General features: G+C 29.2%; 22 protein-coding genes and 6 tRNA genes. All 28 read left to right on the top strand.

Features of this window, described 5'->3' with window-relative positions; translation table 11 throughout:
- The 28 genes from CLPA_RS18255 (at window position 1) to greA (ending at window position 26,748) form a co-directional block, all read left to right on the top strand.
- On the top strand, window positions 1-1,422 hold the full coding sequence (locus CLPA_RS18255) for a sensor histidine kinase (protein ID WP_004455572.1): 1,422 nt from the start codon (window positions 1-3) through the stop codon (window positions 1,420-1,422).
- A 28-nt stretch (window positions 1,423-1,450) separates the two neighbouring features.
- A complete protein-coding gene (locus CLPA_RS18250) occupies window positions 1,451-2,665 on the top strand; it encodes a S1C family serine protease (protein WP_004455573.1) in 1,215 nt (404 codons plus the stop codon).
- Between the two features lie 139 nt (window positions 2,666-2,804).
- Entirely contained in the window at window positions 2,805-3,368 is a 564-nt protein-coding gene (gene pth / locus CLPA_RS18245) for an aminoacyl-tRNA hydrolase (protein WP_004455574.1), read from the top strand.
- 19 nt (window positions 3,369-3,387) lie between these two features.
- Window positions 3,388-6,903: a transcription-repair coupling factor gene (mfd, locus tag CLPA_RS18240; RefSeq protein WP_004455575.1), complete on the top strand. Its 3,516-nt coding sequence runs from the start codon at window positions 3,388-3,390 to the stop codon at window positions 6,901-6,903.
- Between the two features lie 163 nt (window positions 6,904-7,066).
- Window positions 7,067-8,074, top strand: coding sequence for a peptidylprolyl isomerase (locus CLPA_RS18235; protein WP_004455576.1), 1,008 nt, complete (start codon window positions 7,067-7,069; stop codon window positions 8,072-8,074).
- Between the two features lie 349 nt (window positions 8,075-8,423).
- Window positions 8,424-8,978, top strand: coding sequence for a stage V sporulation protein T (spoVT, locus tag CLPA_RS18230; RefSeq protein WP_004455577.1), 555 nt, complete (start codon window positions 8,424-8,426; stop codon window positions 8,976-8,978).
- A gap of 176 nt (window positions 8,979-9,154) precedes the next feature.
- Window positions 9,155-10,693, top strand: a complete 1,539-nt coding sequence (locus CLPA_RS18225; protein WP_004455578.1) for a putative polysaccharide biosynthesis protein — start codon at window positions 9,155-9,157, stop codon at window positions 10,691-10,693.
- A 34-nt stretch (window positions 10,694-10,727) separates the two neighbouring features.
- Window positions 10,728-12,170 carry a bifunctional methyltransferase/pyrophosphohydrolase YabN gene (gene yabN / locus CLPA_RS18220; RefSeq protein ID WP_004455579.1) on the top strand — a complete coding sequence of 481 codons (1,443 nt, stop codon included), beginning with the start codon at window positions 10,728-10,730 and terminating at the stop codon, window positions 12,168-12,170.
- A gap of 83 nt (window positions 12,171-12,253) precedes the next feature.
- On the top strand, window positions 12,254-12,556 hold the full coding sequence (locus CLPA_RS18215; protein ID WP_257786256.1) for an HU family DNA-binding protein: 303 nt from the start codon (window positions 12,254-12,256) through the stop codon (window positions 12,554-12,556).
- 107 nt (window positions 12,557-12,663) lie between these two features.
- On the top strand, window positions 12,664-12,921 hold the full coding sequence (locus CLPA_RS18210) for an RNA-binding S4 domain-containing protein (protein ID WP_004455581.1): 258 nt from the start codon (window positions 12,664-12,666) through the stop codon (window positions 12,919-12,921).
- A gap of 73 nt (window positions 12,922-12,994) precedes the next feature.
- On the top strand, window positions 12,995-13,276 hold the full coding sequence (yabP, locus tag CLPA_RS18205; RefSeq protein WP_004455583.1) for a sporulation protein YabP: 282 nt from the start codon (window positions 12,995-12,997) through the stop codon (window positions 13,274-13,276).
- Between the two features lie 5 nt (window positions 13,277-13,281).
- Window positions 13,282-13,695, top strand: coding sequence for a spore cortex biosynthesis protein YabQ (gene yabQ / locus CLPA_RS18200; protein ID WP_004455585.1), 414 nt, complete (start codon window positions 13,282-13,284; stop codon window positions 13,693-13,695).
- Window positions 13,696-13,763: 68 nt separating this feature from the next.
- Window positions 13,764-14,039 carry an FtsB family cell division protein gene (locus tag CLPA_RS18195; protein ID WP_004455586.1) on the top strand — a complete coding sequence of 92 codons (276 nt, stop codon included), beginning with the start codon at window positions 13,764-13,766 and terminating at the stop codon, window positions 14,037-14,039.
- A gap of 53 nt (window positions 14,040-14,092) precedes the next feature.
- Window positions 14,093-14,500 carry a S1 domain-containing RNA-binding protein gene (locus CLPA_RS18190; protein WP_004455587.1) on the top strand — a complete coding sequence of 136 codons (408 nt, stop codon included), beginning with the start codon at window positions 14,093-14,095 and terminating at the stop codon, window positions 14,498-14,500.
- 115 nt (window positions 14,501-14,615) lie between these two features.
- Window positions 14,616-14,705, top strand: a tRNA-Leu gene (locus CLPA_RS18185).
- Between the two features lie 9 nt (window positions 14,706-14,714).
- A tRNA-Met gene (locus CLPA_RS18180) sits at window positions 14,715-14,790 on the top strand.
- Between the two features lie 5 nt (window positions 14,791-14,795).
- Window positions 14,796-14,872, top strand: a tRNA-Met gene (locus CLPA_RS18175).
- A gap of 139 nt (window positions 14,873-15,011) precedes the next feature.
- Window positions 15,012-15,101: transfer RNA gene (locus CLPA_RS18170), tRNA-Leu, on the top strand.
- A gap of 9 nt (window positions 15,102-15,110) precedes the next feature.
- Window positions 15,111-15,186, top strand: a tRNA-Met gene (locus CLPA_RS18165).
- Between the two features lie 5 nt (window positions 15,187-15,191).
- Window positions 15,192-15,268 (top strand) — tRNA-Met (locus tag CLPA_RS18160).
- 407 nt (window positions 15,269-15,675) lie between these two features.
- Entirely contained in the window at window positions 15,676-18,063 is a 2,388-nt protein-coding gene (gene spoIIE / locus CLPA_RS18155; protein ID WP_004455588.1) for a stage II sporulation protein E, read from the top strand.
- Between the two features lie 138 nt (window positions 18,064-18,201).
- On the top strand, window positions 18,202-19,605 hold the full coding sequence (tilS, locus tag CLPA_RS18150) for a tRNA lysidine(34) synthetase TilS (protein WP_004455589.1): 1,404 nt from the start codon (window positions 18,202-18,204) through the stop codon (window positions 19,603-19,605).
- Complete coding sequence (hpt, locus tag CLPA_RS18145) at window positions 19,589-20,125, top strand: hypoxanthine phosphoribosyltransferase (RefSeq protein WP_004455590.1); 537 nt, start codon at window positions 19,589-19,591, stop codon at window positions 20,123-20,125. The genes tilS and hpt overlap by 17 nt, the downstream gene beginning before the upstream one ends.
- Before the next feature lie 77 nt (window positions 20,126-20,202).
- Window positions 20,203-22,005: an ATP-dependent zinc metalloprotease FtsH gene (ftsH, locus tag CLPA_RS18140; RefSeq protein WP_004455591.1), complete on the top strand. Its 1,803-nt coding sequence runs from the start codon at window positions 20,203-20,205 to the stop codon at window positions 22,003-22,005.
- Window positions 22,006-22,162: 157 nt separating this feature from the next.
- The gene (locus CLPA_RS18135; protein WP_004455592.1) at window positions 22,163-23,833 is read left to right on the top strand and encodes a formate--tetrahydrofolate ligase; all 1,671 of its coding nucleotides are present in this window, start codon (window positions 22,163-22,165) and stop codon (window positions 23,831-23,833) included.
- A 245-nt stretch (window positions 23,834-24,078) separates the two neighbouring features.
- Window positions 24,079-24,885, top strand: coding sequence for a type III pantothenate kinase (locus tag CLPA_RS18130; protein WP_004455593.1), 807 nt, complete (start codon window positions 24,079-24,081; stop codon window positions 24,883-24,885).
- Window positions 24,866-25,837, top strand: a complete 972-nt coding sequence (dusB, locus tag CLPA_RS18125) for a tRNA dihydrouridine synthase DusB (RefSeq protein ID WP_004455594.1) — start codon at window positions 24,866-24,868, stop codon at window positions 25,835-25,837. Before CLPA_RS18130 ends, dusB begins: the two co-directional genes overlap by 20 nt.
- A 428-nt stretch (window positions 25,838-26,265) precedes the next feature.
- Window positions 26,266-26,748 (top strand): transcription elongation factor GreA, encoded by a 483-nt coding sequence (gene greA, locus CLPA_RS18120; protein WP_004455596.1) that lies wholly within the window; start codon window positions 26,266-26,268, stop codon window positions 26,746-26,748.
- Window positions 26,749-26,752: the final 4 nt, after the last annotated feature.

Here is a 26,752-nt window from a genome sequence, read left to right as displayed (position 1 = left end):
ATGAAAAAAGGACTATTTTCTCAGATGATAGCAACTTATACAATTATCATAGCTGTAAGTTTTATTATTGTTTCAGGACTTTTATCCGTTTGGTTTGAATCCTATTATTTTCAGCAAAGAGAAGATGAGCTCCATAGAGGTGCCACACTTATAAAGCCCGTAGCAGTAAATTATATGCAAGGCGGAATGTCCTATGATTTTTTAAATGATACATTAGAGCATTTTGAACATTATTTTAATTCTAATATACTTTTAGTAAATAAATATGGATATGTATACGCAGTATCTGATATGAAAAGTAGTAGTAAGTTATTAGATAAGCAAATTTTAAATGAAGATATTGATAAGCTAAGAAAGGGAAATATTATTGTAAGAAAGGATGTTTATGGAGGTAACTTTAATCTTCCTGTTCACACATATATTGTTCCAATTTCAGATAATAGTAATGGATTTGAAGGGGCTATAATGATGAACACATCTTTATCTGAAATAAAAAAGCCTCTTATAAAAGTATATTATATAATATGGGCTTTGGCTATATTTGCCATAATTATAGCTTGCATTGTAATATATCATTTATCACAAAAGATCATAGTAAATCCTCTTGGCAAAATAAATTATGCAGCTAGGAAGATAGCCAATGGAGATATAGAAAAAAGGGTAGAAATTAAATCTGAAGATGAAATTGGAGAACTTGCCAATTCTTTTAATTATATGGCAGATTCCATAGCTAAGGTTGAAAAAAATAGGAGAGAGTTTATTTCCAATGTATCCCATGAAATAAGATCTCCAATAACTTCAATAAAAGGATTTATCGGAGGAATTTTAGATGGAGTTATACCTAAAGAAAAGGAAAGATATTATCTATCCTTAGCTTATGATGAGACACAGAGACTTACGAGACTAGTGAATGATTTGCTAGATTTATCCGCTATAGAATCTGGTCAATTGACTTTAAATATAACTAAGATTAATATTAATGAGATAATAAGACGCACTGTTATAAAATTTGAACCTAAAATAAATGAAAAAAAGTTGATAGTTGATGTGTGTTTTAATGAAGATGAATTATATGCTATGGGAGATATGGATAGAATAATGCAAGTGGTAACAAATTTAATTGATAATGCTATCAAGTATGTGATTGAAGAAGGTAAAATTAGCATTGAAACAAAGATAAAAGGAGATAAGATTTTTGTTTCAATCTATAATGAAAGTAAGCCTTTATCAGAAGATGCTTTGAAGCATATTTGGGATAGGTTTTATAAAAAAGACAAATCTAGAACTTCAAAGGTTAGTACAGGTCTTGGTCTTCCTATAGTTCAAAGCATACTTACGGAGCATGGAGAAGATATATGGGTAAAAAATGTGAAGGATACAGGAGTTGAATTTACATTTACATTAACAAAGGCAACTAATTAGTTTAATTTATATAATAGGAGGTGTTACTTTGAAAGATGATAATAGGATTATTAAAGAAGTGGAATGGCACCAAATAAATACAAAAGAAGAAGAGGATTTGAGAGGGAAAATAAAATTTAGAAAAAAAAATCGTAGATATATCTTTATAAAAATTTGCAAGGGAATGATTTTTGTTTTAATTGCTGCTTTTTCAGGAGGAATAACTGGCGGTTACATTGCAAGTAAGATATACAGCAATGAGATGAACACTAATAATTCGTCTTCTTTTCAAAGTGACAATACTTCTAAAAATACTAATAATAGTATAAATCCTATTACTAAAGTAGCTGGAGCAGTAAGTCAGTGCGTAGTAGGTATAAATAATAGCAATGATAGTATTTTAGGGGATGAAAGCAGTAGCTATAGTGGATCAGGAATAATTTTTAAATCTGATGGATATATCGTGACAAATTATCACGTTATTAAAGATACAAGTAGACATTTGGTAAAATTGTCTAATGGTAAAGATTCTAAGCCCCTGAATGCCAGTGTAGTAGGATACGATGCTATGTCTGATTTGGCCGTTCTTAAGGTGGATTCTGCCAATTTGCCAGCAGCAGTTTTTGGAGATTCTTCTAAAGTGCAGGTAGGAGATACTGCTATTGCTATAGGAAATCCTTTAGGAGAGGAATTCTCAGGTTCTGTTACAGCTGGAATCATAAGTGCTATAAACAGAAAAATAAGGATACAGGATCCTTCTACAGGAATAACTACAACTTATAATGTTTTTCAGACGGATGCAGCTATAAATCCAGGGAATAGTGGAGGAGCACTATGTAATGAAAGTGGAGAAGTTATAGGTATAAACAGCTTAAAAATAGGAGCCAATGAAAATGTAGAAGGTATGGGATTTGCTATATCTATAAATGAGGCAAAGAAAATAATAAACTCTATTATGAAAAATGGTAGAGTTATAAGACCTTATTTAGGTATTCAACTTGAAAATTATATATCTGAAGATAAAAAGATAAAAGGTGTTTTAATAAAACAAGTTAAAGATAATACTGGAGCAGCAAGAGCTGGGATAAAGGTAGATGATATAATGGTGGAATTTGACAGTGTAAAGCTAGAATCCAAAAGTGAACTTCAGGATATAATGGATAGACATAAAGTTGGAGATATAATACCTTGTAAAGTGATTAGAAATGGTAAAACTGTAAAATTTAGCGTTAAATTATCGGAAAGACCACCTTCCGATAGCTGATGGATATAAATATTTAGCAGTAATATAGTTACTGCTGATTTTTATTTGAGCGAATATTTAGTATAATGTATTTAGGAATTTATAAATAATATTTTTGCAGCCATATATTTTATAAATTAAAAAAGGAGTGGCATAAGGGGTGTATTTAATAGTAGGCTTAGGTAATCCTGGTAAGGAATATGAGAATACTCGCCATAATGTAGGATTTGATGTTTTGGATTTACTTTGTGACAAGTATAATATTGACATGAACAGGATAAAATTTAAAGGAATGTATGGAGAAGGGAAGATAGAAAATGAAAAAGTGATTTTTTTAAAACCTATGACTTTTATGAATTTAAGTGGAGAGAGTGTTAAAGAAGTCTGTGCTTTTTATAAGATCCCCAATAAAAACATAATAGTTATATATGATGATATCAGCCTTGATATAGGTCGGATGAGAATAAGAAAGAGTGGCAGTGCTGGAGGTCATAACGGTATAAAAAATATAATATTCAATCTTTCTACAGACATTTTTTCAAGAATTAAAATTGGTGTAGGTGAACCTAAAGGAGATTTAGTATCTCATGTTCTTGGTAAATTTTCAGAAGATGATAGATTAGAAGTAGAGAAAGTGTTTAATGCAGCTGTTAAAGCAATAAATTGTATAATAACTGATGGTGTATATGAAGCAATGAATAGTTTTAATGGACTTAAGCTTTAAGTAATTAAGAGGTGTTAATATGAGGTTTAGGGGGCTTATCCAGCCTTTAAGAGAAAGCAAAGAGTTTATAAATGTCATGTATAATATAAATAAAAGTAAGTTTCCAATTGAAGTATCGGGGTTATCTGAGTCTGGGAGAAGTTATTTTATCTATACTATATATGAAGAAATAAATAGGCCTCTTGTGGTTGTAGCAGATAATGATGTAGAGGCAAAAAAAATATATGAAGATCTATCTTTATATTTATCAAATGTATATTATTTTCCTACTAAAGAAATAGTTTTTTATAATTTAGATGCAGTTTCAGGTGATTTGAGATGGGAAAGAATAAAGGTCATAAGAGAAATACTTACTAAAGGTAGAAAAATAGTAGTTACTTCAATTGAAGCTTTTTCACCTTATTATGTTCCTGTAGAATTATATAGAAAATATTCATATAATCTTGGATTGGGAGATGCTATTGATTTAGAAAAATTTAGTAAAGAACTCATTTTATCAGGTTATGAGAGAGTGGAAACTGTAGATAGCAAAGGACAATTTTCTATAAGAGGAGGAATATTTGATATATTTCCACCAATATCTAATATGCCCTATAGAATTGAATTCTTTGGAGATGAGATTGACTCTATAAGAACTTTTAATACAGGATCCCAAAGAAGTATTGAGAAAGTGAATAAAATTGATATATTCCCAGCAAAAGAAATTGTTTTAGAAGAAGGTAATATTAAAACAGGATATAATTTTATAAAGCAAGAACTTGACAATGTATTAGAAAAGATTAAAGAAAAAGGTAATGAAGAATCTCAAAAGAAAATAGGTAGTATAATAAAAAGAAATTTAGAAACTTTAAAAGAATCTTCTACCTTTGAGACTATAGATAGTTTTTTACCTTTCTTTTATGAAAAACCATCTACATTTTTTGACTATATTGAGGATGCAATAGTAATAGTTGAAGATGACTTAAGGTGTAAAGGAAAGTTAAATAGTGTATATTTTGAATTCCAAGAAAATTATAAATCATTTCTTGAAAAAGGAGATATATTACCTAGTCAAGGAAAACTTCTTTTTCCACAAGAAGAAGTTTATGAGATGTTAAATAACAATAAAGTAATTAATATGACTGCAATTGAAAAATCTAAAGGATTTCTTAGAAGTACATATTGTGAGAATTTTAGAGAAATAACTTTAAGTAATTTTGGTGGAGTTCTTGAATTACTTATAAATGAAATTAAGGATAAAAAAGATAAAGGATATAAGACTGTTATATTATGCGGAAGTAAGCCGAGAGGAGAAAGATTAGTAAATACACTTAGAGATAGAGGCATAGAGAGCAGTTATAGAAATGAAATACAGAATATACAATTTGGAGAAATCATAATTACCTTTGGAAGTCTTAACAAAAGTTTTGAATATCCTGATTTAAAACTTTGTGTTATTTCTGATAAGGAAATTTTTGGTGAGTCAAAAAGAAGGTCAAAAAAGAAACCTCAAAAAGGTGTAAGTAAAATAAAGAGTTTTGCTGAGCTTAAACCAGGGGATTATATAGTTCATGTAAATCATGGAATAGGAGTATATAAAGGTATAGAGCAGCTGGAAGTTGAAGGGCATAAGAAAGATTATTTAGAATTAACTTATTCTGGTGATGATAAATTATTTGTTCCAGTAGAACAATTGGATTTAGTGCAAAAATATATAGGCAGTGATGGAAATTCTCCAAAAATAAATAAACTTGGAGGTAATGAGTGGAGTAAGGCAAAAAATAAAGTTAGAAAATCCATTAATGAGATAGCAGAAGAACTGGTTAAATTATATGCCATAAGATCTACATTAAAAGGATATACCTATTCAAATGATACTGTTTGGCAAAAACAATTTGAAGATGAATTCCCTTATGATGAAACTCCAGATCAGTTAAGTGCTATAGAGGACATAAAGCAGGATATGGAAGTCGGAAAAGTTATGGATAGGTTATTGTGTGGTGATGTAGGATATGGTAAGACAGAAGTTGCAGTGAGAATAGCCTTTAAAGCAGTTATGGATGGAAAACAAGTGGCCTTTTTAGTTCCTACTACTATACTTGCGGAACAACATTATACAAATTTCAAAAAGAGATTTTCTGATTTCCCTGTAAAGATAGATATGATAAGCAGATTTAGAACTTCTGCTCAGCAAAAATCTACAATAAAAGCCCTGAAGGAAGGGAATGTAGATATACTTATAGGGACTCATAGAATATTACAAAAGGATGTACAATTTAAAGATCTAGGACTTTTAATTGTAGATGAAGAACAGAGATTTGGAGTAACACACAAGGAAAAAATTAAAAATTTGAAGAAAAATATAGATGTATTGACACTTACAGCAACACCTATACCTAGAACTCTTCATATGTCTCTTACAGGGGTTAGGGATATAAGTGTTATGGAAACCCCTCCAGAAGAGAGATATCCAGTACAGACTTATGTAGTTGAATATAATGATCAACTTATAAGAGATGCTATTATGAGAGAATTAAATAGAGGTGGACAGGTATTTTTTGTATATAATAGAGTTGAAACTATAAATGATATGGCAGGAACTTTAGCTAAATTGCTGCCAGAAGCCAAGATAGCGGTGGCACATGGACAAATGACGGAAAGAGAATTGGAAACTGAAATGCTAGGTTTTATGAATAAAGAATATGATATACTTTTATGCACTACTATAATTGAAACTGGTATTGATATTCAAAATGTTAATACAATGATTATATATGATGCAGATAGAATGGGATTATCTCAACTTTATCAGCTTAGAGGACGAGTAGGAAGAACAAATAGAATGGCTTATGCTTATTTTACTTATAGAAAAGATAAAGTATTAACTGAGGTGGCAGAAAAGAGATTAAAAGCAATAAAGGAATTTACAGAGCTTGGTTCTGGATTTAAAATAGCTATGAGAGATTTAGAAATAAGAGGTGCCGGTAATATGATGGGATCGGCCCAACATGGTCATATGGCTTCAATAGGTTATGATTTGTATTGTAGAATGCTTGAAGATGCTATAAAACAATATAAAGGCGATATAGAAAAAGAACCTATTGAGACTTTTATAGATATCAAAGTGGATGCATACATACCAAATTCTTATATAAAAAATGAGATTCAAAAAATAGAAATTTATAAGAAGATTGCTTCTATTGAATCAAAAGATGAATTCTTAGATATACAGGAAGAATTAGAAGATAGATACTCCGATATACCTCCTTCTGTTTCTAATTTAATGCATATTGCTTATATTAAATCCTTGGCAAGACAGTTAGGTGTAATTGATATTAAAGATAAAAAAGATTTTATAAATGTTAAATTTAATGATAAAGACAGAATTACTGATTGCCTGGTGAAAAATTTAATTAAAGATTATAACAAGAGTATAATTTTTAAAGTTGATGATAAACCTATGATTATATATAATTTAAAAAACTTAAAGAGAGAAGAACTTTTAAATAATTTGACTAAACTATTTCAATATATGATAGATGTAATTAACAATTAAATTTCAATTGAATTGTTATATTAATAATATGTTAGCATTAGTTTTTATATTGTAGATTTTAGATAGTTCATACTATGATCAAAATACAATGAATTTATTGTCAAAATTAAGTTTTGATTAATAAATTTGTGTTTTAAATAATTAAAAAATAGGGGGAATAAATTTGAAAAACATTAAGAAAATCATATCATTTTCAATTATTGCTATATTGGCTATAGTGATGAGTGGATGTAATATGATTGCAAAAACAGAGCAAGGTATTATGAATAGTACAGTAGCAAAAGTAAATGATGAAAAGATAACAAGAGGACAGCTGGAAGATAATTGGCAGATGAAAAGTGTAATTAATCAAATTAAACAACAGTATGGAACTAACTATACTAGTAATGATCAAGCAGTAGAATTGTTAAAGCAGCAAAAAGAAACAATACTTGACCAGATGATTACAGAAAAATTACTTCTTCAAAAGGCAAAAGAATTAAAACTTGTACCTTCTGATTCTGAGATAAATAAAGAAATACAAAAACAATATGATTCTACAAAATCTCAGTATAAAACTGATGAGGAATGGAAAAATGCCTTGAGCCAAAATGGGCTTACGGAGAATGTTTTAAAAGAGCAAATAAAAAATTCTATTATAATGAATAAAGTCAGTGATAATATAACTAAAGATGTAAAAGTCACAGATAAACAAATTGAAGATTACTATAATGCAAATAAAAATAAATACACTACTGAACCAAATAAAATACATCTTGCTCATATATTGGTGAAAACAGAAAATGAAGCTAAAAGTGTAAAAGCTAGAATTGATAAAGGAGAGGATTTTGGAAAAGTAGCGAAGGAGGTTTCTACTGATACAGGAAGTAAAGATAATGGTGGAGACTTAGGAGATTTAGAAGAAGAAAATTCAGGGCTTGATGCTACTTTTTTAAAGGCTGCATTGGCACTAAAGCCAGGAGAAGTATCTAATCCAGTTCAAACTCAGTATGGATGGCATGTAATAAAGTGTATATCAAGAAATCAATACCCTGTTAAAAAGCTTGATGAAGTAAAAGATGAAATAAAGAATACTTTATTAACTAATGCTAAACAGGACAAAATAACAACTACATTAGATAAGTGGAAGAAAGAGGCAAAAATTAAACAATACGAAAATAACCTAAATTAATTATTGTTAAGATTAAGTGTAAAAATTTATTATCTTTTGATTTTAAAATAATAATTATAATTAAAAACATTTATTTAATACATATTAATTTATATTAGTGATTATTTAAAAAATAATTTACAAGTATAGTATTAATAATAATATCTATAGGAGGCTATTCTGCAATGAAATAGCCTCCTAATTATTTAATAAAATTCAGGTAAATTTTTAAGAAAGCAGGAAGTATAAAGCATGATTTTTGTAAATATAAGTCTAATTTAGTACTATAATAAAAAGTATGCATAAAATTTTATACTTGGTAAGATACTATAAATGTAAAAATATTTACATTAAATAGGAGGGAAGATTTATGAAAGCAACTGGTATTGTCAGACGTATAGATGATCTTGGAAGAGTTGTAATACCAAAAGAAATAAGGAGAACTTTGAGAATTAGAGAAGGTGATCCTCTCGAAATATTTACAGATAGAGAAGGAGGTGTAATATTAAAAAAATATTCACCAATTGGTGAATTAAGTGATTTTTCAAAAGAGTATGCAGAATCTTTAAATGCATCAATTGGGCATATAGTTCTTATAGCTGATAAAGATAGTATTATTTCTGTAAGTGGTGGAACTAAAAAAGAATACTTAGAAAAACGTGTTAGCGATGAATTAGAAAAAATTATGAATGATAGAAAAGTTGTTAATATTAATAGAGAAGATAATAAGGCAATACCATTAATAGAAGATGAAGAAGCTGAAGGAAAATATTCTGCACAAATAGTTTATCCTATAATAGCTGAAGGAGATTCTATTGGGGCAGTAATAATAATGTCTAAGGAAGAAGGAGTAACTTTCGGAGAAATAGAAGAGAAGTTAGGAGAAACAGCTTCTTTATTTTTAGGAAAACAGATGGAACAATAATGATATTTTGTACTAGTTATGATAAATTTTTAATTAAAGGTTACATATGAGGTATTAAAAAAATAAATATTTTTTATATTTATTTTTTAATACACATAAAATCCTGTAAAAAGTAATAATACCTCCAAACTATAAATATTAATATCTTATAGGAATTTTGGAGGTATTTTAATATTATGAAAAAACAATCTCTTATTAAAGGAACTGTAATTTTAGGGGCAGCAGGTATTTTTGCTAGATTTTTAGGAATATTTTTTAGATGGCCTCTTATAATGTTAATAGGTGATGAGGGAATAGGATATTATCAAATGTCATATCCTATGTACATGTTTTTTATAGCTGTTGCATCAGGGATACCTGTAGCTATTTCAAAGATGGTTTCAGAAAGAAATGCAATAGGTGACAAAGATGGAGCAGTTTTAGTTCTTAGAAAAGCTCTTATCCTTATGCTGGTAATTGGAGGTGGATTTACAGCTTTTATTTTAATATTCAGTAGTAAATTAATAGTCTTTTTAAATTGGGATAGAAAATCCTATTATTCCTTAATTGCTATTGCATTTGCTCCTTTATTAATATCTATAGTAAGTGCTTTTAGAGGATTTTTTCAAGGAATGCAAAATATGAATCCTACAGCAATGTCACAAATATTTGAGCAATTGGGGAGAGTGATCGTAGGTGTTGGACTTGCATACATACTTTTACCTAGAGGGATAGAATATTCGGCAGGTGGAGCTGCTTTTGGTGCAGTAGCAGGAGCATTTGTGGCGGGCATATATTTAATAAATAGATATATTTCTGTTCGAAAAGAATTTAAAGCAGTTAAGTATAAAAAAAATTATGATATAATGAGCAAATTATTATATATCGCAATACCTATTTCTATTGGATCTGCTGTAAGTAGTATAATGAGTTTACTGGATTCTATAATTGTTCCACAAAAACTTATTACCGCCGGTTTCAGCTATAGAGAAGCCACAATACTTTATGGACAACTTACTGGCAAGGCTTTTGTATTAGTTAATGTACCATTAACATTGTCTATTGCACTTTGTGCATCTTTAGTTCCAATAATATCAGAAGCATATATATTGAATAGAAAAAAGGAGGTTTTACATAAACTTCAGTTAGCTATAAAAGTTTCTATGGTTATTTCAATACCATCCTTCTGTGGATTGTTTTTTATGGCCGGTCCCATATTAAGTTTAATATTTCCTGGACATGGAGATGGATATTTGATTTTAAAATATTTGAGTATTTGTATACCCTTTATAGTTCTTGCCCAAACGAGTACTGCTATATTACAGGGGATTGGGAAATATTTTTGCCCTGTAGTAAATTTACTTTTGGGTTGTATTGTAAAAGTTGCAATAACTTCATTATTGGTTAAAATACCCGGAATAAACATATATGGAGCCATAACAGGAACAATATTTGGATATGTTATGGCATCTATGCTCAATATGATATTTATTAAAAAGTACTTGAATGTAAAAGTTAATCTATATGAAAGTATAATAAAACCAGCCTATGCATCTATAATTATGATGATTATAGTTGTATTTATTTATTCAAATGTCTATAATAATACAATGAGTAATGGTATTGCTTGCTTTATATCCATATTTTTCGGGGTTATTGTATATCTTATATTAATAATGATATTTGGAATATTCAGTTACAGACAAATAAAAAGAAGAATAGCTAGAAAACGATAATGGTTTATTTAATTCATATAAAGGAGATAGCTTTATGATTAATGTAGTAGGTCTAGGACCGGGTTCTTTAGAGGCATTGACTATAGGTACAGTACAACTAATAAAAAAAAATACCAATATATTTTTAAGAACAGAAAAGCATCCTACTGTTAAATTTTTAAGAGATGAAGGAATAAATTTTTTTACCTATGATAATGAATATGAGAATTCTGAAAGTTTTGACGAAGTATACAATTCTATCGCTGAAGATTTATTAAGTCAGCATGAAAAATTAGGGGATATTGTCTATGCTGTGCCAGGACATCCTTTGGTGGCTGAAAAATCAGTTGATTTATTATTGAGTTTGTGTAAAGAGAAAAGTATAAAAGTTAATATATTACCTGCTGTAAGCTTCATTGATGCTGTAATGGAGGCTTTAGAGATAGATCCAATAGATGGTATTAAAGTAATAGATGCTTTTGATATAAAAAATCAAATTATGGATAAGAGAATTGGTACAATAATAACTCAAGTCTATAATAATTTTATAGCGTCTGAGGTTAAATTATCCTTACTTGATTACTATAGCGATGATACTGAAATATACTTTGTACGATCAGCAGGTATAAAAGATAGTGAAAATATAAGAAAAATACCATTATATAAACTTGATCGTCAGCAGGATATAGATTATCTCACTTCAATATACATACCAAAAGATCTAGACAATAACAAAGATTTTTATGATTTAGTAAAGATTATTGATATTTTAAGAGGAGAAAATGGTTGCCCTTGGGATAAGGAGCAAGATCATGATTCTATCAAAAGAGATATTATAGAAGAAAGTTACGAAGTTCTAGAAGCTATAGATAAAAAAGATGAAGATATGATAATTGAAGAGTTGGGAGATGTATTGTTTCAGGTTATGTTTCATTCACAAATAGGAAAAGAAGAGGGATATTTTAACATAAATGATGTAATTGGAAATATATGTAATAAAATGATTAATAGGCATCCACATGTATTTGGAGATGAAATTGCAGATTCATCTGAAACTGTCGTTGAGAGATGGGATAAAATTAAAATAAAAGAACAAAAATTAATTAGTTATACAGATGTGTTAAAGCACATAGCAATAAGTTTACCGGCACTTATAAGAGCGGAAAAAGTACAGAAAAAGGCATCTAAAATTGGTTTTGATTGGCAAAAAGTAGAAGGAGCTATGGATAAAATTTTAGAGGAATTAAATGAAGTAAAAAAGGTATATAAAGGCAGTAATAGGGATAAAATAACAGAAGAAGTGGGTGATTTGCTATTTAGTGTAGTAAATGTTTCTAGATTCCTTGACATTGACCCCGAAAATGCTTTAAATTATACTATAGACAAATTCATTAGGCGTTTTGAATTTATGGAACTAAAGGCGAAAGAAATGAATAATGATCTGAAGAATATGACGTTTAATGAAATGAATGAGTTATGGAATAAATCAAAAATTTAAAAATTCAATAATCAGATCTTAATTATTTATTGAAAAGAAGGAATTTTGTGATTTATGAAGAATATGCTATTAAGTTAACGTATATTCTTAATTTTAAGGAGGTAACAAAAGTGAACAAAGCAGAATTAATTACAAGTATAGCTGAAAAAAGTAATTTAACAAAAAAAGATGCAGAAATAGCTCTAAAAGGATTTATAGAAAGTATCGAAGAAGCTCTTGAAAAAGGTGAAAAAGTTCAATTAGTAGGATTTGGTACATTTGAAACAAGAGAAAGGGCTGAAAGAAAAGGGAGAAATCCGAGATCTAAAGAAGAAATAATTATACCTGCTTCAACAGTACCAGTATTTAAAGCAGGGAAAGAATTTAAGGACAGAGTAAATAAATAATTTATTTTAGTTTTTTTTAAGCCTGGATTTCTGTCCAGGTTTTTTACTATATATAATTATTTAAAAAAATTATTTTCTGAAGAATTACATTTTTAAGGAGGAATCTTATGAGGCTGGATAAGTATCTAAAAGTATCAAGAATAATAAAAAGAAGAACTGTTGCAAAAGACGCTTGTGAAAATGGAAGAGTTTCTATAAATGGAAAAGTAGCAAAGCCGAGTTCAGAAGTAAATGAGGGAGATATTATAGAGATAAGATATTCCGAAAGAGTGTTAAAAGCAAAAATAATCAATATTTCAAGCCATGTACTTAAAGAAAATGCAAATCAGATGTATGAGCTCATCTTAGATGAAAAAGAAAATTAAATTATGTATTTATAAGGTAATATAAACTTTCTATTTCACATATATATTTATAAGTGGAATAGGAGGGAAAAGTATGGAAGTAAAAGTTGAGGATAAGAAAAGTAATTTAGTACTTGAAAATAGAAAAAAATTATCCATTACAGGTGTAAGTGAAGTAGTCAGTTTTAATGATGAAATTATAATATTAAATACTAATTTAGGTATACTTACTATAAAGGGCAGTGGACTTAAGATGAATAAGTTAGATGTACAAAATGGGGATATGAAAATTACCGGATTAATAAATTCCTTTGTTTATACAGGAAATGAAAGTAAAAAAAATAATGAAAGCATAATAGCTAGGCTATTTAGGTAGAATTTATGATACTTTCAAATTTAAATCAATTTAATTTGCTCTTTTATAGTTTCATTTCAGGAATAATTACCGGTATATTGTTTGATATATATAGAGTTATTAGGGGATTAGAACTTCCTAATAAAATTTTAGGATTTATTGAAGATTTATTATTTTGGATTTTAAGTGCTATAATAATATTCATATTTTTACTTTATAGCAATAATGCAATTATGGGAATCTATGTATACTTATTTATAAGTCTTGGAGTATATGTTTATATTAGGCTTTTAAGTAAAAAATTAATATATATTGAATTTCGGATATTAACTTTTTTTACAAAAATCATAAGAATAACATTTAATTTAATAATATATCCTATTAGGATATTATTTAATTATTTTTTGATTAATAATGAAAATAAGAATAAAAAAACTTGAATATATTATAAAAAAAAACTAAAATAGAGTTAGTAGTTTAAATCCTTAAAACTTGAAAGGAAAACGGTATGAGGAAGAAGTATATCAAATACCTTTTAATAGGAATTGTTATTATAAATATATGTTATATATTTATAAATCAACAGCTCACTATGAGGAGAATACAATTAACAATACAAGATAGAAATATGGAAAGCCAAAAAGTTAAATCTCAGAATGCAAAATTACAGAATGAAATAAAAATATCTCAATCGGATAAATACAGTGAAAAGCTTGCTAGAGAAAAATTAGGTCTTATTAAAGAAGGCGAGATTCCTGTAGTAAATGCTAGTAACAATAAATAAATATTATAATTAAAATAAAATATAAACATATATCAAGGAGGAGTCTTTTTAATATGACTTTAAAGGCAGGAGTAATTTTAGAAGGTACAATAATAAATATTACAAATTTTGGTGCATTTGTAGAGGTGGAGGGTAAAACAGGTCTTGTGCATATTTCTGAAGTTGCTGACACTTTTGTTAAAGACATAAGAGATTACTTAAAAGAACAAGATAAAGTTAAAGTTAAAGTTTTATCAGTAGACGATAATGGGAAAATAAGTTTGTCTATAAAGCAAGCGTCTATTCCTAAAAAGTCAAGTAAACCTGTTGATATTGATTGGAGTAAAAATTCAAAGAGCAAGCAGGGAGGTACTGACTTCGAAGATAGATTATCAAAGTTTTTAAAAGATAGTGAAGAAAGATTTCAAGATCTAAAGAGACATCAAGAGGCAAAAGGCCGTGGTGGTTATAAAAAAAGTTAATTATATAAATAAAGAGGCTAAAGCGGCCTCTATTATTTTTAAATTTATTTAGTAAATTATTATTGACATATTACTAAATATGATATATAATAGTTTCTGTTGCAGTAAGTAACATGCCGAAGTGGCGGAACTGGCAGACGCACAGGACTTAAAATCCTGCGGTGCTTAAACCACCGTACCGGTTCGATTCCGGTCTTCGGCACCATTATAATATCGCGGGGTGGAGCAGCTGGCAGCTCGTCGGGCTCATAACCCGAAGGTCGTAGGTTCAAGTCCTACCCCCGCAACCAAGTTTGGCGGAATAGCTCAGCTGGCTAGAGCATTCGGTTCATACCCGAAGTGTCGTAGGTTCAAGTCCTATTTCCGCTACCAGAGTTCATACTTATATATGAACTCTTTCTATTTCTTAAGCTTTTTTATAGTGAATTTTATTGCTATAATAATTTTTAAAATATATATTGACATATTACTAAATGTGATATATAATAATTTTTGTTGCGGCAAGTAACATGCCGAAGTGGCGGAACTGGCAGACGCACAGGACTTAAAATCCTGCGGTGCTTAAACCACCGTACCGGTTCGATTCCGGTCTTCGGCACCATTATAATATCGCGGGGTGGAGCAGCTGGCAGCTCGTCGGGCTCATAACCCGAAGGTCGTAGGTTCAAGTCCTACCCCCGCAACCAAGTTTGGCGGAATAGCTCAGCTGGCTAGAGCATTCGGTTCATACCCGAAGTGTCGTAGGTTCAAGTCCTATTTCCGCTACCAGAGTTCATACTAGGTATGAACTCTTTTTCGATTGTACAATATTTTTTTGTTTTATTGTTGAAGTTTATTATAATAAAATTAATATGTAATCTAATATGAAGAAATTCTATTTATACATGAGGGAGTTACAAAATTTAAATGACATAATATTTTTATAACGACAATTTTATTAAATAATTTTAAATGGGATTAGATACCGGTAATTATTACTAACTCAGCAATTATCTATAATTTAATAGGTAATTTATATAAAAAAGTATTTGTATTATAAACTTGTATTTTTAAAATGTATAAAAAATTCTAGGGATAAATGTCCTAAAAAAATTTATAATCTATTCATGTTATGACAAATAATTCCAGTTAGTCTTGTTATAATAAAAATAGTTTATAGGTTGGGAGATGTTTGTATGCAATATAATTCACAAGTTTATAACTATCGCAGAGTTAGCAAAGGGGACAAGTATAGCCAAAAGAATAAATTTATATTAAATATATTTGGTATAAAATTTGTTCTATATTTTATGTTTGCCTTCCTAATAAGCAGAGTGTTAATGATTAATTCAGCAGCACCTTTTGGAATTGCTTTTATGATTTGTATTTTGATACATGGAAATGTAAAAGAAAAAATTATAGGTGCCGCTGGAGCTGTATTGGGATATATGACTTTATATAATACTCTACAAAGTTTTTATATCTATATAATTGCTGTAATGACAATAACTTTTTTTAGCTTTTTATTGGATAAATTTTCTATAAATAGAAAAATATTTATGTATAATTTGCTTATATTATGTGAATTCATATTTTCAAATCTTATATTAAATAAGATGAATGGAAGCATTGCAATTTTTACTTCTATTTTACAGCTCATTTATATTGTTTCAATATATTATATTATTAATTACTCTATAATATGCTTTAAAAATATAAAAACAAAACATTTATTTAGTGGAGAAGAAGTTGTTAGTATGGCATTAATAATATCTTTAGCAATAGCTGGAACTTGGGGAGTAAATTTTTATAATGTAAATTTTAGAAATGTTGCCGCTCTATTAAGTATTTTAATAATTACATATGTAAATGGTATGACTGTAGGTGCAGCTAGTGGTATAGCAATTGGAGGTATAATTGGAATGTCATCAAATGCTATGCCTATTTATATTAGTGTCTTTTCTATTTGCGGCCTTATATCAGGAATATTTAAAAATACTAATAGATGGATGATGGGTATTTCTTATACAATAACTTTTTTTATAATAATAATATATGAAAAAGCTATACCTAATTTTAATATTATTGATGGTATAATTTCTTGTGGTATATTTTTTTCAATTCCAAGTTCCATATTAAAGACAATACAAGCTGAAATAAATTTTGAAAAGAAACAAGAAGGTATATCTCAAGGATATATCGATAAAATTAAGAATATATTTATTAAAAGGTTGGACAGATTTTCCGATGTACTCTTTACAATGTCGGGTATATTAAATAATTTAGTGGATAATGATAAATTAGCATTAAAAACAAAGAGCAGTGGATTAGTAGAGAACTTGGCAGACAGAGTATGCAATACTTGTAATATGAAAAATATATGTTGGAAAAGAGAGTTGTATTATACCTATGCGGCTTTTGAGGAACTTATATCTAACTTTCAAGATAATAGAATAGTTGTGCCAAATGAAATAGATAGAAAATGTGTTCATTTAAATGCATTAATGAAAAATACAGAGGAAATAGTTAATAATTATATCATAAATGAAATGTGGAGAATAAGATTAAGTCAAGGAAGAGAAATTTTGGCTAATCAAATCAACAATATGGCAGGTACCATTAAAGAAATACAAAAAGAGTTTAATGATAGTCTTAATTTTAATGGTATAATTGAGAAAAAAGTTATAGAAATTTTAAATAGAAATGACATTAAATATAAAGACATAATGTGCATAAATGATAATAATGATAGGCTTCTAATAAAACTCTCTATGGAAGCCTGCGGTGGAAGGCAGATTTGTGTTAAAGAAATATTACCTTTTATTAATGAAATTACAGAAAGATGTATGTGTGTTTGCGATGATGGATGCAAGATAAATCCAGATACTAATTTGTGTACAGTTGAATTTCAGGAAACTCCTAAATATCACGTGGCTTCTTATGTAAGTAGAAAAAATAAGCATGGAGAAACAGATAATGGGGACAGCTATAGTTTTGGAAAGTTAAATGATGGCAGTTATATGGTTATAATAAGTGATGGTATGGGATCTGGTGCAAAGGCTGGCCACGAAAGTAGAGCGGCTATTGACCTTATCGAAAAATTTACCATGTCAGGACTTAGTAAAACTACTGCTATTAATAGTGTGAATTCTATAATGACATTAAAATTCAGTGAAGATGAGAAATTTTCTACTATAGATTTATGTAGTATAGACTTATATTCTGGGAATGTAGAATTTATGAAAGTAGGTGCAGTTACTAGTTTTATTAAAAGAAAAGATAGGGTTGAGATAATAAATTCTAGGACATTACCTATTGGGGTATTAGATAAAGTTGATATTGACACAAAAGATAAAAAAGTTGAAAATGGTGATATTATAGTAATGATAAGTGATGGCATAACAGATTATGATAATGAAAATGCAGGAAAGACAGAGTGGATTATAGAATACTTGAAAAATTGTAGTTCTAATAATCCAAAGGATATAGCAGAAGAAGTTGTGAAAAAATCAGTAGAGATGGGTGGAGGTAAGGCAAAGGATGATATGACTGCTATAGTGTCAAAAATATATAGTTTGTATTAAAATGTTGTTTATTAATTGAATGAGAATTTATAAGTATGATATAATAAGTTGAAAATTAAGGATTTATTTTAGAATAATGTTTTAAATTCATTATTCTAAAATACTTTAATTATTAGATATTTTTAGGAAGTGGTGCCATTGTTAGATAAAGTATTAAAAACTATACATGAAAATTCAATGTTTTCTGTAAATGATAAGGTAATAGTTGCAGTTTCGGGTGGCCCTGATTCCATGTGTCTTCTCCATGTGTTAAATAGAATTAAAGATAAATTAAATATAAAAATTATAGCTGCGCATGTAAATCATTGTTTAAGAGGAAATGAGTCTGATGAAGATGAAGTTTATGTAAAAGAATTTTGCAGCAAATTAAATATTGATTTTTATAGTACTAGAGTAGATATAAATAGATTTTCCAAAGAAAAGGGACTTTCTTCGGAAATGGCAGGCAGGGCTGCAAGATATGAATTCTTTGAAAATATAAAAAGTAAAGTAGGAGCACAAAAAATAGCTATAGCTCATAATGCAAATGACCAGGCAGAAACAATACTTATGAGGATAATGAGAGGAACTGGTATTGCCGGGATTGTGGGGATAAAGCCAGTGAGAGATAAAATTTTTGTAAGACCATTAATAAAAATAGGAAGAGAAGAAATAGAAAGCTATTGTAAGAAGGAACACATTAATCCAAGAATAGATAACACAAATCTTACTAATATATATTCAAGAAATAAAGTAAGACTTGAGCTTATTCCCTATATAAAAAGAAACTTTAATGAAGATATAATAACCACATTAAATAGATTATCTGATACAGTAAATGTAGATAACGATTACTTAGAATATATTTCATCACAAAAATATAAATTATTTTGTGATGAGAAAAAAGATGAAATCATAATACATAAAGAAGCATTTTTAGAGCATAAGGCCATCATTGCCAGAATTATTAGAAAATCTATATGTTATCTTTTAAATAATACATATAATTTTGAAAAAAAACATATTTTAGATATAATCAATCTACAGCTTCATAAAACAGGAACTAATTTAGATTTGCCTAAAAATATAAAAGTATACAATAATTATGGAGATATTAGCATATATTTTAAAAATGAGAAAATTATTAATAAGGATAATAATGAGTATGAACTTTTTACTGGTAAAAATATTATACAATCTAAAAAAATAATAATTACAATAAAAACTTTGAGTAAAAATAATAGAGTGAATTTTAAAGAAAATAATTTTATAAAATACTTTGATTATTATAAAATAAAAGATAAAATAATATTAAGGTATAGAAAAAAAGGTGATAAATTTATTCCTATAGGAATGAGCGGTAATAAAAAACTTAAAGATATGTTTATAGACATGAAGATTGAAAAGAGTTTGCGTGATAAGATACCTCTCATATGTTTTGGTAGTGAAATTGCATGGATAGTAGGATATAGAGTAAGTGATAAATTTAAAGTAGATGAAAATACTATTAAAATATTAGAAATTAAATTTGAAAGTGAGGCAAACAATGACAGAAGATATTAAAGAGGTAATACTTACAGAAGATAAGATAGGAAATATGACTTCAAAAATTGGTGAAAAAATAAGTAATGACTATAAAGGTAAAGATCTTGTTTTAATAGGAATTTTAAAGGGATCTGTTATGTTTATGTGTGATCTTATGAAAAAGATAACAATACCTTGCAGTATAGATTTTATGGTAGTATCAAGCTATGGAAATGCTACTGAATCTACTGGTAAAGTTAAAATACTAAAAGATATTGATTTTTCTATAGAAGGGAAGGATATACTTATAGTAGAGGATATTATAGATTCAGGAATAACTTTATCATATGTTAAGGAATATTTGTATTTAAAAAAACCAAGGAGTTTAGAGATAGTTACACTTTTAAATAAGCCAGAGAGGAGGAAAGTAAATCTGCAGCCTAAATACATGGGATTTAATATACCTGATGCATTTTTGGTAGGATATGGATTGGATTTTGCGGAAAAGTACAGGAATCTTCCTTACATAGGAGTTTTAAAAGAAGAAGTTTATAAATAATTAAATTTTCTATTATTGTAAACAAATTTTGGTTATGGTACAATTTTATCGTATTTACAAAGAGAGGGGGGCCCATAGTGAAGAAGATATCAAGCGCTACGGTCTGGATAATAGTATCTATAGTAGTTATTTTTACAGCATTAACATTACTGGAGAATGGAAAAACAGGAAATCAAATAAATTTTAACACTTTTCAAAAGAAATATATAGCAAATGACGTAAAGAGTTTTCAGGTAAAAGAGGATAGAATGACCATTAATGGTGTATATACAAATGGTGAGACTTTTCAAACGGTAGTTCCTATGGAAAGACTTGTACAATTTTTAGCTGATAATCCTAATGGCAATGTTTCTGAGTCTTACACACCACCGGCTAATGTACCTATATGGGTAAATTGGCTGCCTAGTATACTTTCTATATTGGTTTTAGTAGTATTTTGGATTATGTTTATGCAGCAGGCTCAAGGTGGTGGAGGAAAAGGTGTTATGAGCTTTGGAAAAAGCAGAGCTAAAATGTCTTCGCCTGACAATAAAAATAAAGTAACATTTAATGATGTAGCTGGTGCTGATGAGGAAAAAGAAGAATTGGCTGAAATTGTAGATTTTTTAAAAACTCCTAAAAGGTATCTGGAACTTGGAGCAAGAATTCCTAAAGGAGTGTTACTTGTAGGGCCTCCAGGAACAGGTAAAACACTTTTGGCTAAAGCAGTAGCAGGAGAAGCAGGTGTACCTTTCTTTAGTATATCAGGCTCAGATTTTGTTGAAATGTTTGTTGGTGTAGGTGCTTCAAGAGTAAGAGATCTATTTGAGCAGGCTAAGAAAAATGCACCTTGTATAATATTCATTGATGAAATTGATGCTGTTGGAAGACAAAGAGGAGCAGGACTTGGTGGAGGACATGATGAGAGAGAACAGACACTTAATCAATTGCTTGTTGAAATGGATGGATTTGGAGCCAATGAAGGTATAATAATGTTAGCTGCTACTAATAGACCTGATATATTAGACAGAGCTTTATTAAGACCAGGTCGTTTTGATAGACAAATTTTAGTTGGTGCTCCAGATGTAAAAGGAAGAGAAGAAATACTTAAAGTTCATTCTAAAAATAAATCTTTAGAGCAAGGTGTAAAACTTGATGTGCTGGCAAAGAGAACCGCAGGTTTTACTGGAGCTGACCTTGAAAATCTAATGAATGAAGCAGCATTACTTGCTGTAAGAAACAGAAAGACTTTAATTGGTATGGATGAACTTGAAGAGGCGATAACAAGAGTTATAGCTGGTCCTGAAAAGAAAAGCAGAGTTATTAACGAGGCTGATAGGAGACTTACAGCTTTTCATGAAGCAGGTCATGCTGTAGTTATGAAATTGCTTCCCAATAGTGATCCAGTTCATCAAATAAGTATTGTTCCAAGAGGTATGGCTGGAGGATATACTATGCATCTGCCAGTAGAAGATAGAGCATATATGTCTAAAAGCAGATTGGAAGATGAAATGGTAGGCCTTCTTGGTGGAAGAGTAGCAGAAAAGCTAGTAATTGGTGATATAAGTACAGGGGCTAAAAATGACATAGATAGAGCTTCAAGTATTGCAAGAAAAATGGTTATGGAATATGGAATGAGTGAAAATCTTGGTCCAATATCCTTTGGAACAGATCAAGATGAAGTTTTTCTTGGTAGAGATTTAGGAAGAAATAGAAATTTTAGTGAAGAAATTGGAGCTAAGATTGATAAAGAAGTTAAAGAATTAATACAAGAAGCATACAGAAAAGCAGAAAAATTGCTTACTGACAATATGAGTAAATTAAAGGCTGTAGCTGAGAATCTCCTTGAAAAAGAAAAATTAGAAGCTGATGAATTTGAGGATATATTTGCTAATAGTTAGAGTTATTTTGCAGTAGAAAATAGAATGTTTTCTACTGCTTTATTTTATTTTTAATTGTATGGAGTAATAGAAAGTATGTATAGGGTTATGATATAATATAGTGTAATTATTACTTATAACCATCAAAAACTATAGATGAAAAGGGGCGTATTTAAGGATGAAATCTGATATTGAAATTGCACAGAGCTGTAAAATGCAGCCTATTTATAAGGTGGCAGAAAAATTAGAATTAAAGGAAGAAGATATAGATCTATATGGAAAATACAAGTGTAAGATTTCGCTAGATATTCTTAACAAGAATATAGATAAAAGTAATGGGAAACTTATTTTGGTTACTGCTATCAATCCTACTCCAGCAGGTGAAGGAAAATCAACAGTAACAGTTGGACTTGGTGATGCTTTAAAAAGAAAGAATAAAAAAGTAGTTATTGCATTAAGAGAGCCTTCTTTGGGACCCGTTTTTGGTATAAAAGGAGGAGCTGCTGGCGGTGGCTATGCTCAAGTTGTACCTATGGAAGATATAAATTTACATTTTACTGGAGATATGCATGCTATAACATCTGCAAATAATTTACTTTGTGCTGCTATAGATAATCATCTGCAGCAGGGGAATACACTTAAAATTGATCAAAGAAGAATAGTATTTAAAAGAGTAATGGATATGAATGATAGAGTGCTGAGAAAAATAGTTGTTGGATTAGGTGGAAAACCAAACGGAGTACCTAGAGAAGATGGATTCATGATTACAGTTGCTTCTGAAATAATGGCAATACTATGTCTGGCCAATGATCTTATGGATTTAAAAGAAAGAATGGGTAAAATATTAGTAGCTTATAATTTAGACGGAGAACCTGTATATTGTAAAGATTTAAAGGTTGAGGGAGCTATGGCACTTCTTATGAAAGATGCAATAAGACCTAATTTAGTTCAAACATTGGAAAATACACCAGCAATAATTCATGGAGGCCCTTTTGCAAATATAGCTCATGGATGCAATAGTGTTTTAGCAACTAAAACAGCATTAAAGCTTTCTGAATACACTGTTACTGAGGCAGGATTTGGTGCGGATCTTGGGGCTGAAAAGTTCTTTGATATAAAATGTAGATATGGTAATTTAAAACCAGATTGTACAGTAATAGTTGCAACAGTAAGAGCACTTAAGCATCATGGAGGTGTGAAAAAAGCTGATTTAAATATTCCTAATGTAGATGCTTTGAAAAATGGTATAGAAAATCTTGCAAAGCAAATTGAAAATGTAAGAAAATATGGTGTACCTGTAGTGGTGGCAATAAATAAATTTATAACTGATAGTGATGAAGAATTAGAATTTATTAAAAAATACTGCAAAGATTTAGGGGTTAGAGTTTCTCTTACTGAAGTTTGGGAAAAAGGTGGAGAAGGTGGCCTTGACTTGGCTGATAATGTATTAGATGTAATTGAAAATGAGAAAAGTGATTTTAAATATATTTATGATGAAAAGAAAACTATTAAGGAAAAATTAGATGTTATTGCAAAAGAGATATACGGAGCAGAAGGTGTTACATATACTGTAGCTGCAGATAAACAAATTGCAGAACTTGAAAAATTCAATTTAGACAGATTACCTATTTGTGTAGCTAAAACTCAGTATTCACTTTCAGATAATCCATCATTGCTTGCAAGGCCAAAAGGATTTTACATAACCGTAGGAGAAGTAAGAGTATCTAATGGTGCTGGATTTATTGTAGTTCTAACTGGAAATATTATGACTATGCCAGGACTTCCAAAAGTACCGGCGGCAGAGAAAATGGATATTAATGAAGATGGTTCTATAGTAGGGTTATTTTAATTACACTTAAAGATGAATATACTTAGTTAGGACTTTCAATTATTTTAAAGTATGTACTCCTTTTATTGCATTAAAGATTTTATAATAAATGTCTTTTATTAGATGTTTTTATTACGTATTTAAAATACTTGACCAAATAAAATTAAGTTGATAAAATAAATCTATTGTGTTTTTATCTACTATACTTCCATATACAAGGGTGGCTTTAAAGAGCCGCTCTTATAATTTATAAGGGGTGTATTAATTTGATTTTAGTTCTGGATGTAGGGAATACTAATATAGTTATTGGTGTTTATGATAAAAAGAATCTTATAAATGAATGGAGACTTTCAACAGATATGTTTAGAACTGCAGATGAGTATGGAATTCAGTTCTTAAATTTATTTGATATGAGCAAACTTGAAATTACCATGGTAGAAGGTGTTATAATATCTTCTGTTGTACCTAATATTATGTACTCCCTTGAACATATGATTAGGAAATATTTTAAAGTAGACCCAATAGTTGTAGGGCCAGGAGTTAAAACTGGTATTAATATTAAATATGATAATCCAAGAGAAGTTGGAGCGGATAGAATTGTAAATGCTGTAGCCGCACATGAAATATATAATAAGCCATTAATTATTATTGATTTTGGAACTGCTACTACATTTTGTGCTGTAAGGAAAAATGGTGATTATTTGGGTGGAGCTATTTGCCCTGGAATAAAAATATCATCAGATGCTCTGTTTCAAAAGGCAGCAAAACTTCCAAGAGTTGAATTACTTAGACCTTCGGAAGTTATTTGTAGAAATACAGTAACCAGCATGCAAGCAGGAATAGTATACGGATATATAGGGCAAGTAGATTATATTGTACATAAAATGAAAATAGAAATGCTGGAGCTGGGAGAAAAGGATACATTGGTAGTGGCAACAGGAGGGCTTGCTAAACTTATAAGTGAAGAATCCAAGAATATAGATATTGTAAATCCATTTCTTACATTAGAGGGATTAAGAATTATATATGAAAAAAATAGAAAACAGGTGAATTATGAAAATATCAGAGCTTAAATTTTATAATAATGTTTTCTTGGCGCCCTTAGCTGGCGTAACAGACATTATATTTAGAGGAATATGTAAGGATATGGGATGTGGTCTTGTATATACTGAAATGGTAAGTGCAAAAGCTTTATATTATGGAAGTGAGAATACTAAGGAGCTAATTAAGGTATCTCATAAAGAAAGCCCTATAGCTGTACAAATATTTGGAAGTGAACCAATGGTTATGGCTAAAGCTTGTGATTACTTTAATGATAATAAAGATATATGTTTGATTGATATAAATATGGGTTGCCCTGCTCCCAAAATAGTAAAAAATGGTGAGGGCTCTGCTTTAATGAAAACCCCTGAGTTAGCTGTAAATATAGTAAAAGAAGTTAAAAAAACTTCTGTTAAACCTGTCACGGTAAAGTTTAGAAAAGGTTTTGATAGTAGCAATATAAATGCGGTAGAATTTGCTAAAAGGCTAGAGGATGCTGGTGCAGATGCTGTAACCGTACATGGTAGAACTAGAGAACAGATGTATGAGGGAAAAGCCGATTGGAATATAATAAAGCAAGTTAAAGAACAGGTTTCCATTCCGGTTATAGGTAATGGCGATATTTTTTCAGCAGAAGATGCTTTAGAAATGACAAGGGAAACAAATTGTGATGGAATAATGGTTGCAAGGGGAGCTTTAGGTAATCCATGGATTTTTAGAGAAATCAATCAGGCTATAAAGGGTAAGCAAATTATAAAACCTTCCATAGAAGAGAAAGTTGATTTATGTATTAATCATTTAAAGCTTGCGATAGATTATTATGGAGAAAATAAAGCTGTTAGAGAAATGCGAAAAAATATATCTTGGTATCTAAAGGGATTGAGGAATTCTACAAATATAAAAAATAGAATAAATTTTGAGAATAATAGTGATACAGTCATAGCTATATTAAAAGATTATAAAATGGAATTAACTGAATTATAGATAAGCAGTTTTATAAATAGATTCATACTTTAAAATAATGTTTAGTTATGAAATTATTGTATGTATTAGTTTAAATATTTTTATAAATACAGGTGTTATAAAACATAAATAATATGAATACAATTTATAAAATAAAATTAATATTTGAAATGGTCTGGAGTAGTTATATTGACAATGCAAATAGGCTGTTTTATAATTACTTAAATGGCTACGTCTACAGATTGGTAGTCTTTTATTTTATTCTTGAGCTAACTGATATAGTATTTCAATATTTATAAAAGTAAATATAATAATATTAAATTAATGAATAATCTATCTAAACTTAGTAAAAGTACAATTTTAACTGAGTAGGATTTATTTGTTATTTATAATTGTGTTACCTATAATAATATTAGGGCAGTTTATGAAATTAAAAGGGGAGAAATAAAATGAGTGAAGCAAAAAAATATGTTATGACCTATGAGGGATTGAAAAAATTAGAAGAGGAATTAGAATATCTTAAAACCACAAAAAGAAAAGAAGTTACTGAAAAAATAAAAGTAGCACTTTCTTTTGGTGATTTAAGTGAGAACTCTGAGTATGATGAAGCAAAAAACGATCAGGCGTTCCTTGAAGGAAGAATTATACAATTAGAAAATATGCTTAAAAATGCTACTATAGTAGATGAAGCAGATATACCAAAAGATAAAGTTAATGTGGGAAGTTTGGTTAAAGTTAAAGATTATGAATTTGATGAAGAAGTCGATTTCCTAATTGTAGGATCTGCAGAAGCTGATCCACTTAAAAATAAGATTTCTAATGAATCGCCAATAGGAAGTGCATTAATTGGCAAAAAGGTTGGAGAAATAGTAGAGGTTCAAGTTCCGGATGGCATTAATAAATTTGAAATATTGGAAATAAGTAGACCATAATTGG

Source organism: Clostridium pasteurianum DSM 525 = ATCC 6013 (assembly GCF_000807255.1).
In the GTDB taxonomy this organism is placed as follows: domain Bacteria; phylum Bacillota; class Clostridia; order Clostridiales; family Clostridiaceae; genus Clostridium_I; species Clostridium_I pasteurianum.
The sequence above is the reverse complement of the archived record's forward strand: the minus strand, read 5'-3'. Positions and strand labels throughout refer to the sequence as shown.

Bases quoted from the DNA above. Each gene is read 5' to 3' on its own strand.
- CLPA_RS18255 (WP_004455572.1), top strand. From the start codon at position 1: ATGAAAAAAGGACTATTTTCTCAGATGATAGCAACTTATACAATTATC.
- CLPA_RS18135 (WP_004455592.1), top strand. From the start codon at position 22,163: ATGAAATCTGATATTGAAATTGCACAGAGCTGTAAAATGCAGCCTATT.
- yabQ (WP_004455585.1), top strand. From the start codon at position 13,282: ATGATACTTTCAAATTTAAATCAATTTAATTTGCTCTTTTATAGTTTC.
- hpt (WP_004455590.1), top strand. From the start codon at position 19,589: ATGACAGAAGATATTAAAGAGGTAATACTTACAGAAGATAAGATAGGA.
- CLPA_RS18195 (WP_004455586.1), top strand. From the start codon at position 13,764: ATGAGGAAGAAGTATATCAAATACCTTTTAATAGGAATTGTTATTATA.
- spoIIE (WP_004455588.1), top strand. From the start codon at position 15,676: ATGCAATATAATTCACAAGTTTATAACTATCGCAGAGTTAGCAAAGGG.
- mfd (WP_004455575.1), top strand. From the start codon at position 3,388: ATGAGGTTTAGGGGGCTTATCCAGCCTTTAAGAGAAAGCAAAGAGTTT.
- CLPA_RS18210 (WP_004455581.1), top strand. From the start codon at position 12,664: ATGAGGCTGGATAAGTATCTAAAAGTATCAAGAATAATAAAAAGAAGA.
- greA (WP_004455596.1), top strand. From the start codon at position 26,266: ATGAGTGAAGCAAAAAAATATGTTATGACCTATGAGGGATTGAAAAAA.
- CLPA_RS18225 (WP_004455578.1), top strand. From the start codon at position 9,155: ATGAAAAAACAATCTCTTATTAAAGGAACTGTAATTTTAGGGGCAGCA.
- dusB (WP_004455594.1), top strand. From the start codon at position 24,866: ATGAAAATATCAGAGCTTAAATTTTATAATAATGTTTTCTTGGCGCCC.
- spoVT (WP_004455577.1), top strand. From the start codon at position 8,424: ATGAAAGCAACTGGTATTGTCAGACGTATAGATGATCTTGGAAGAGTT.
- yabN (WP_004455579.1), top strand. From the start codon at position 10,728: ATGATTAATGTAGTAGGTCTAGGACCGGGTTCTTTAGAGGCATTGACT.
- CLPA_RS18190 (WP_004455587.1), top strand. From the start codon at position 14,093: ATGACTTTAAAGGCAGGAGTAATTTTAGAAGGTACAATAATAAATATT.
- yabP (WP_004455583.1), top strand. From the start codon at position 12,995: ATGGAAGTAAAAGTTGAGGATAAGAAAAGTAATTTAGTACTTGAAAAT.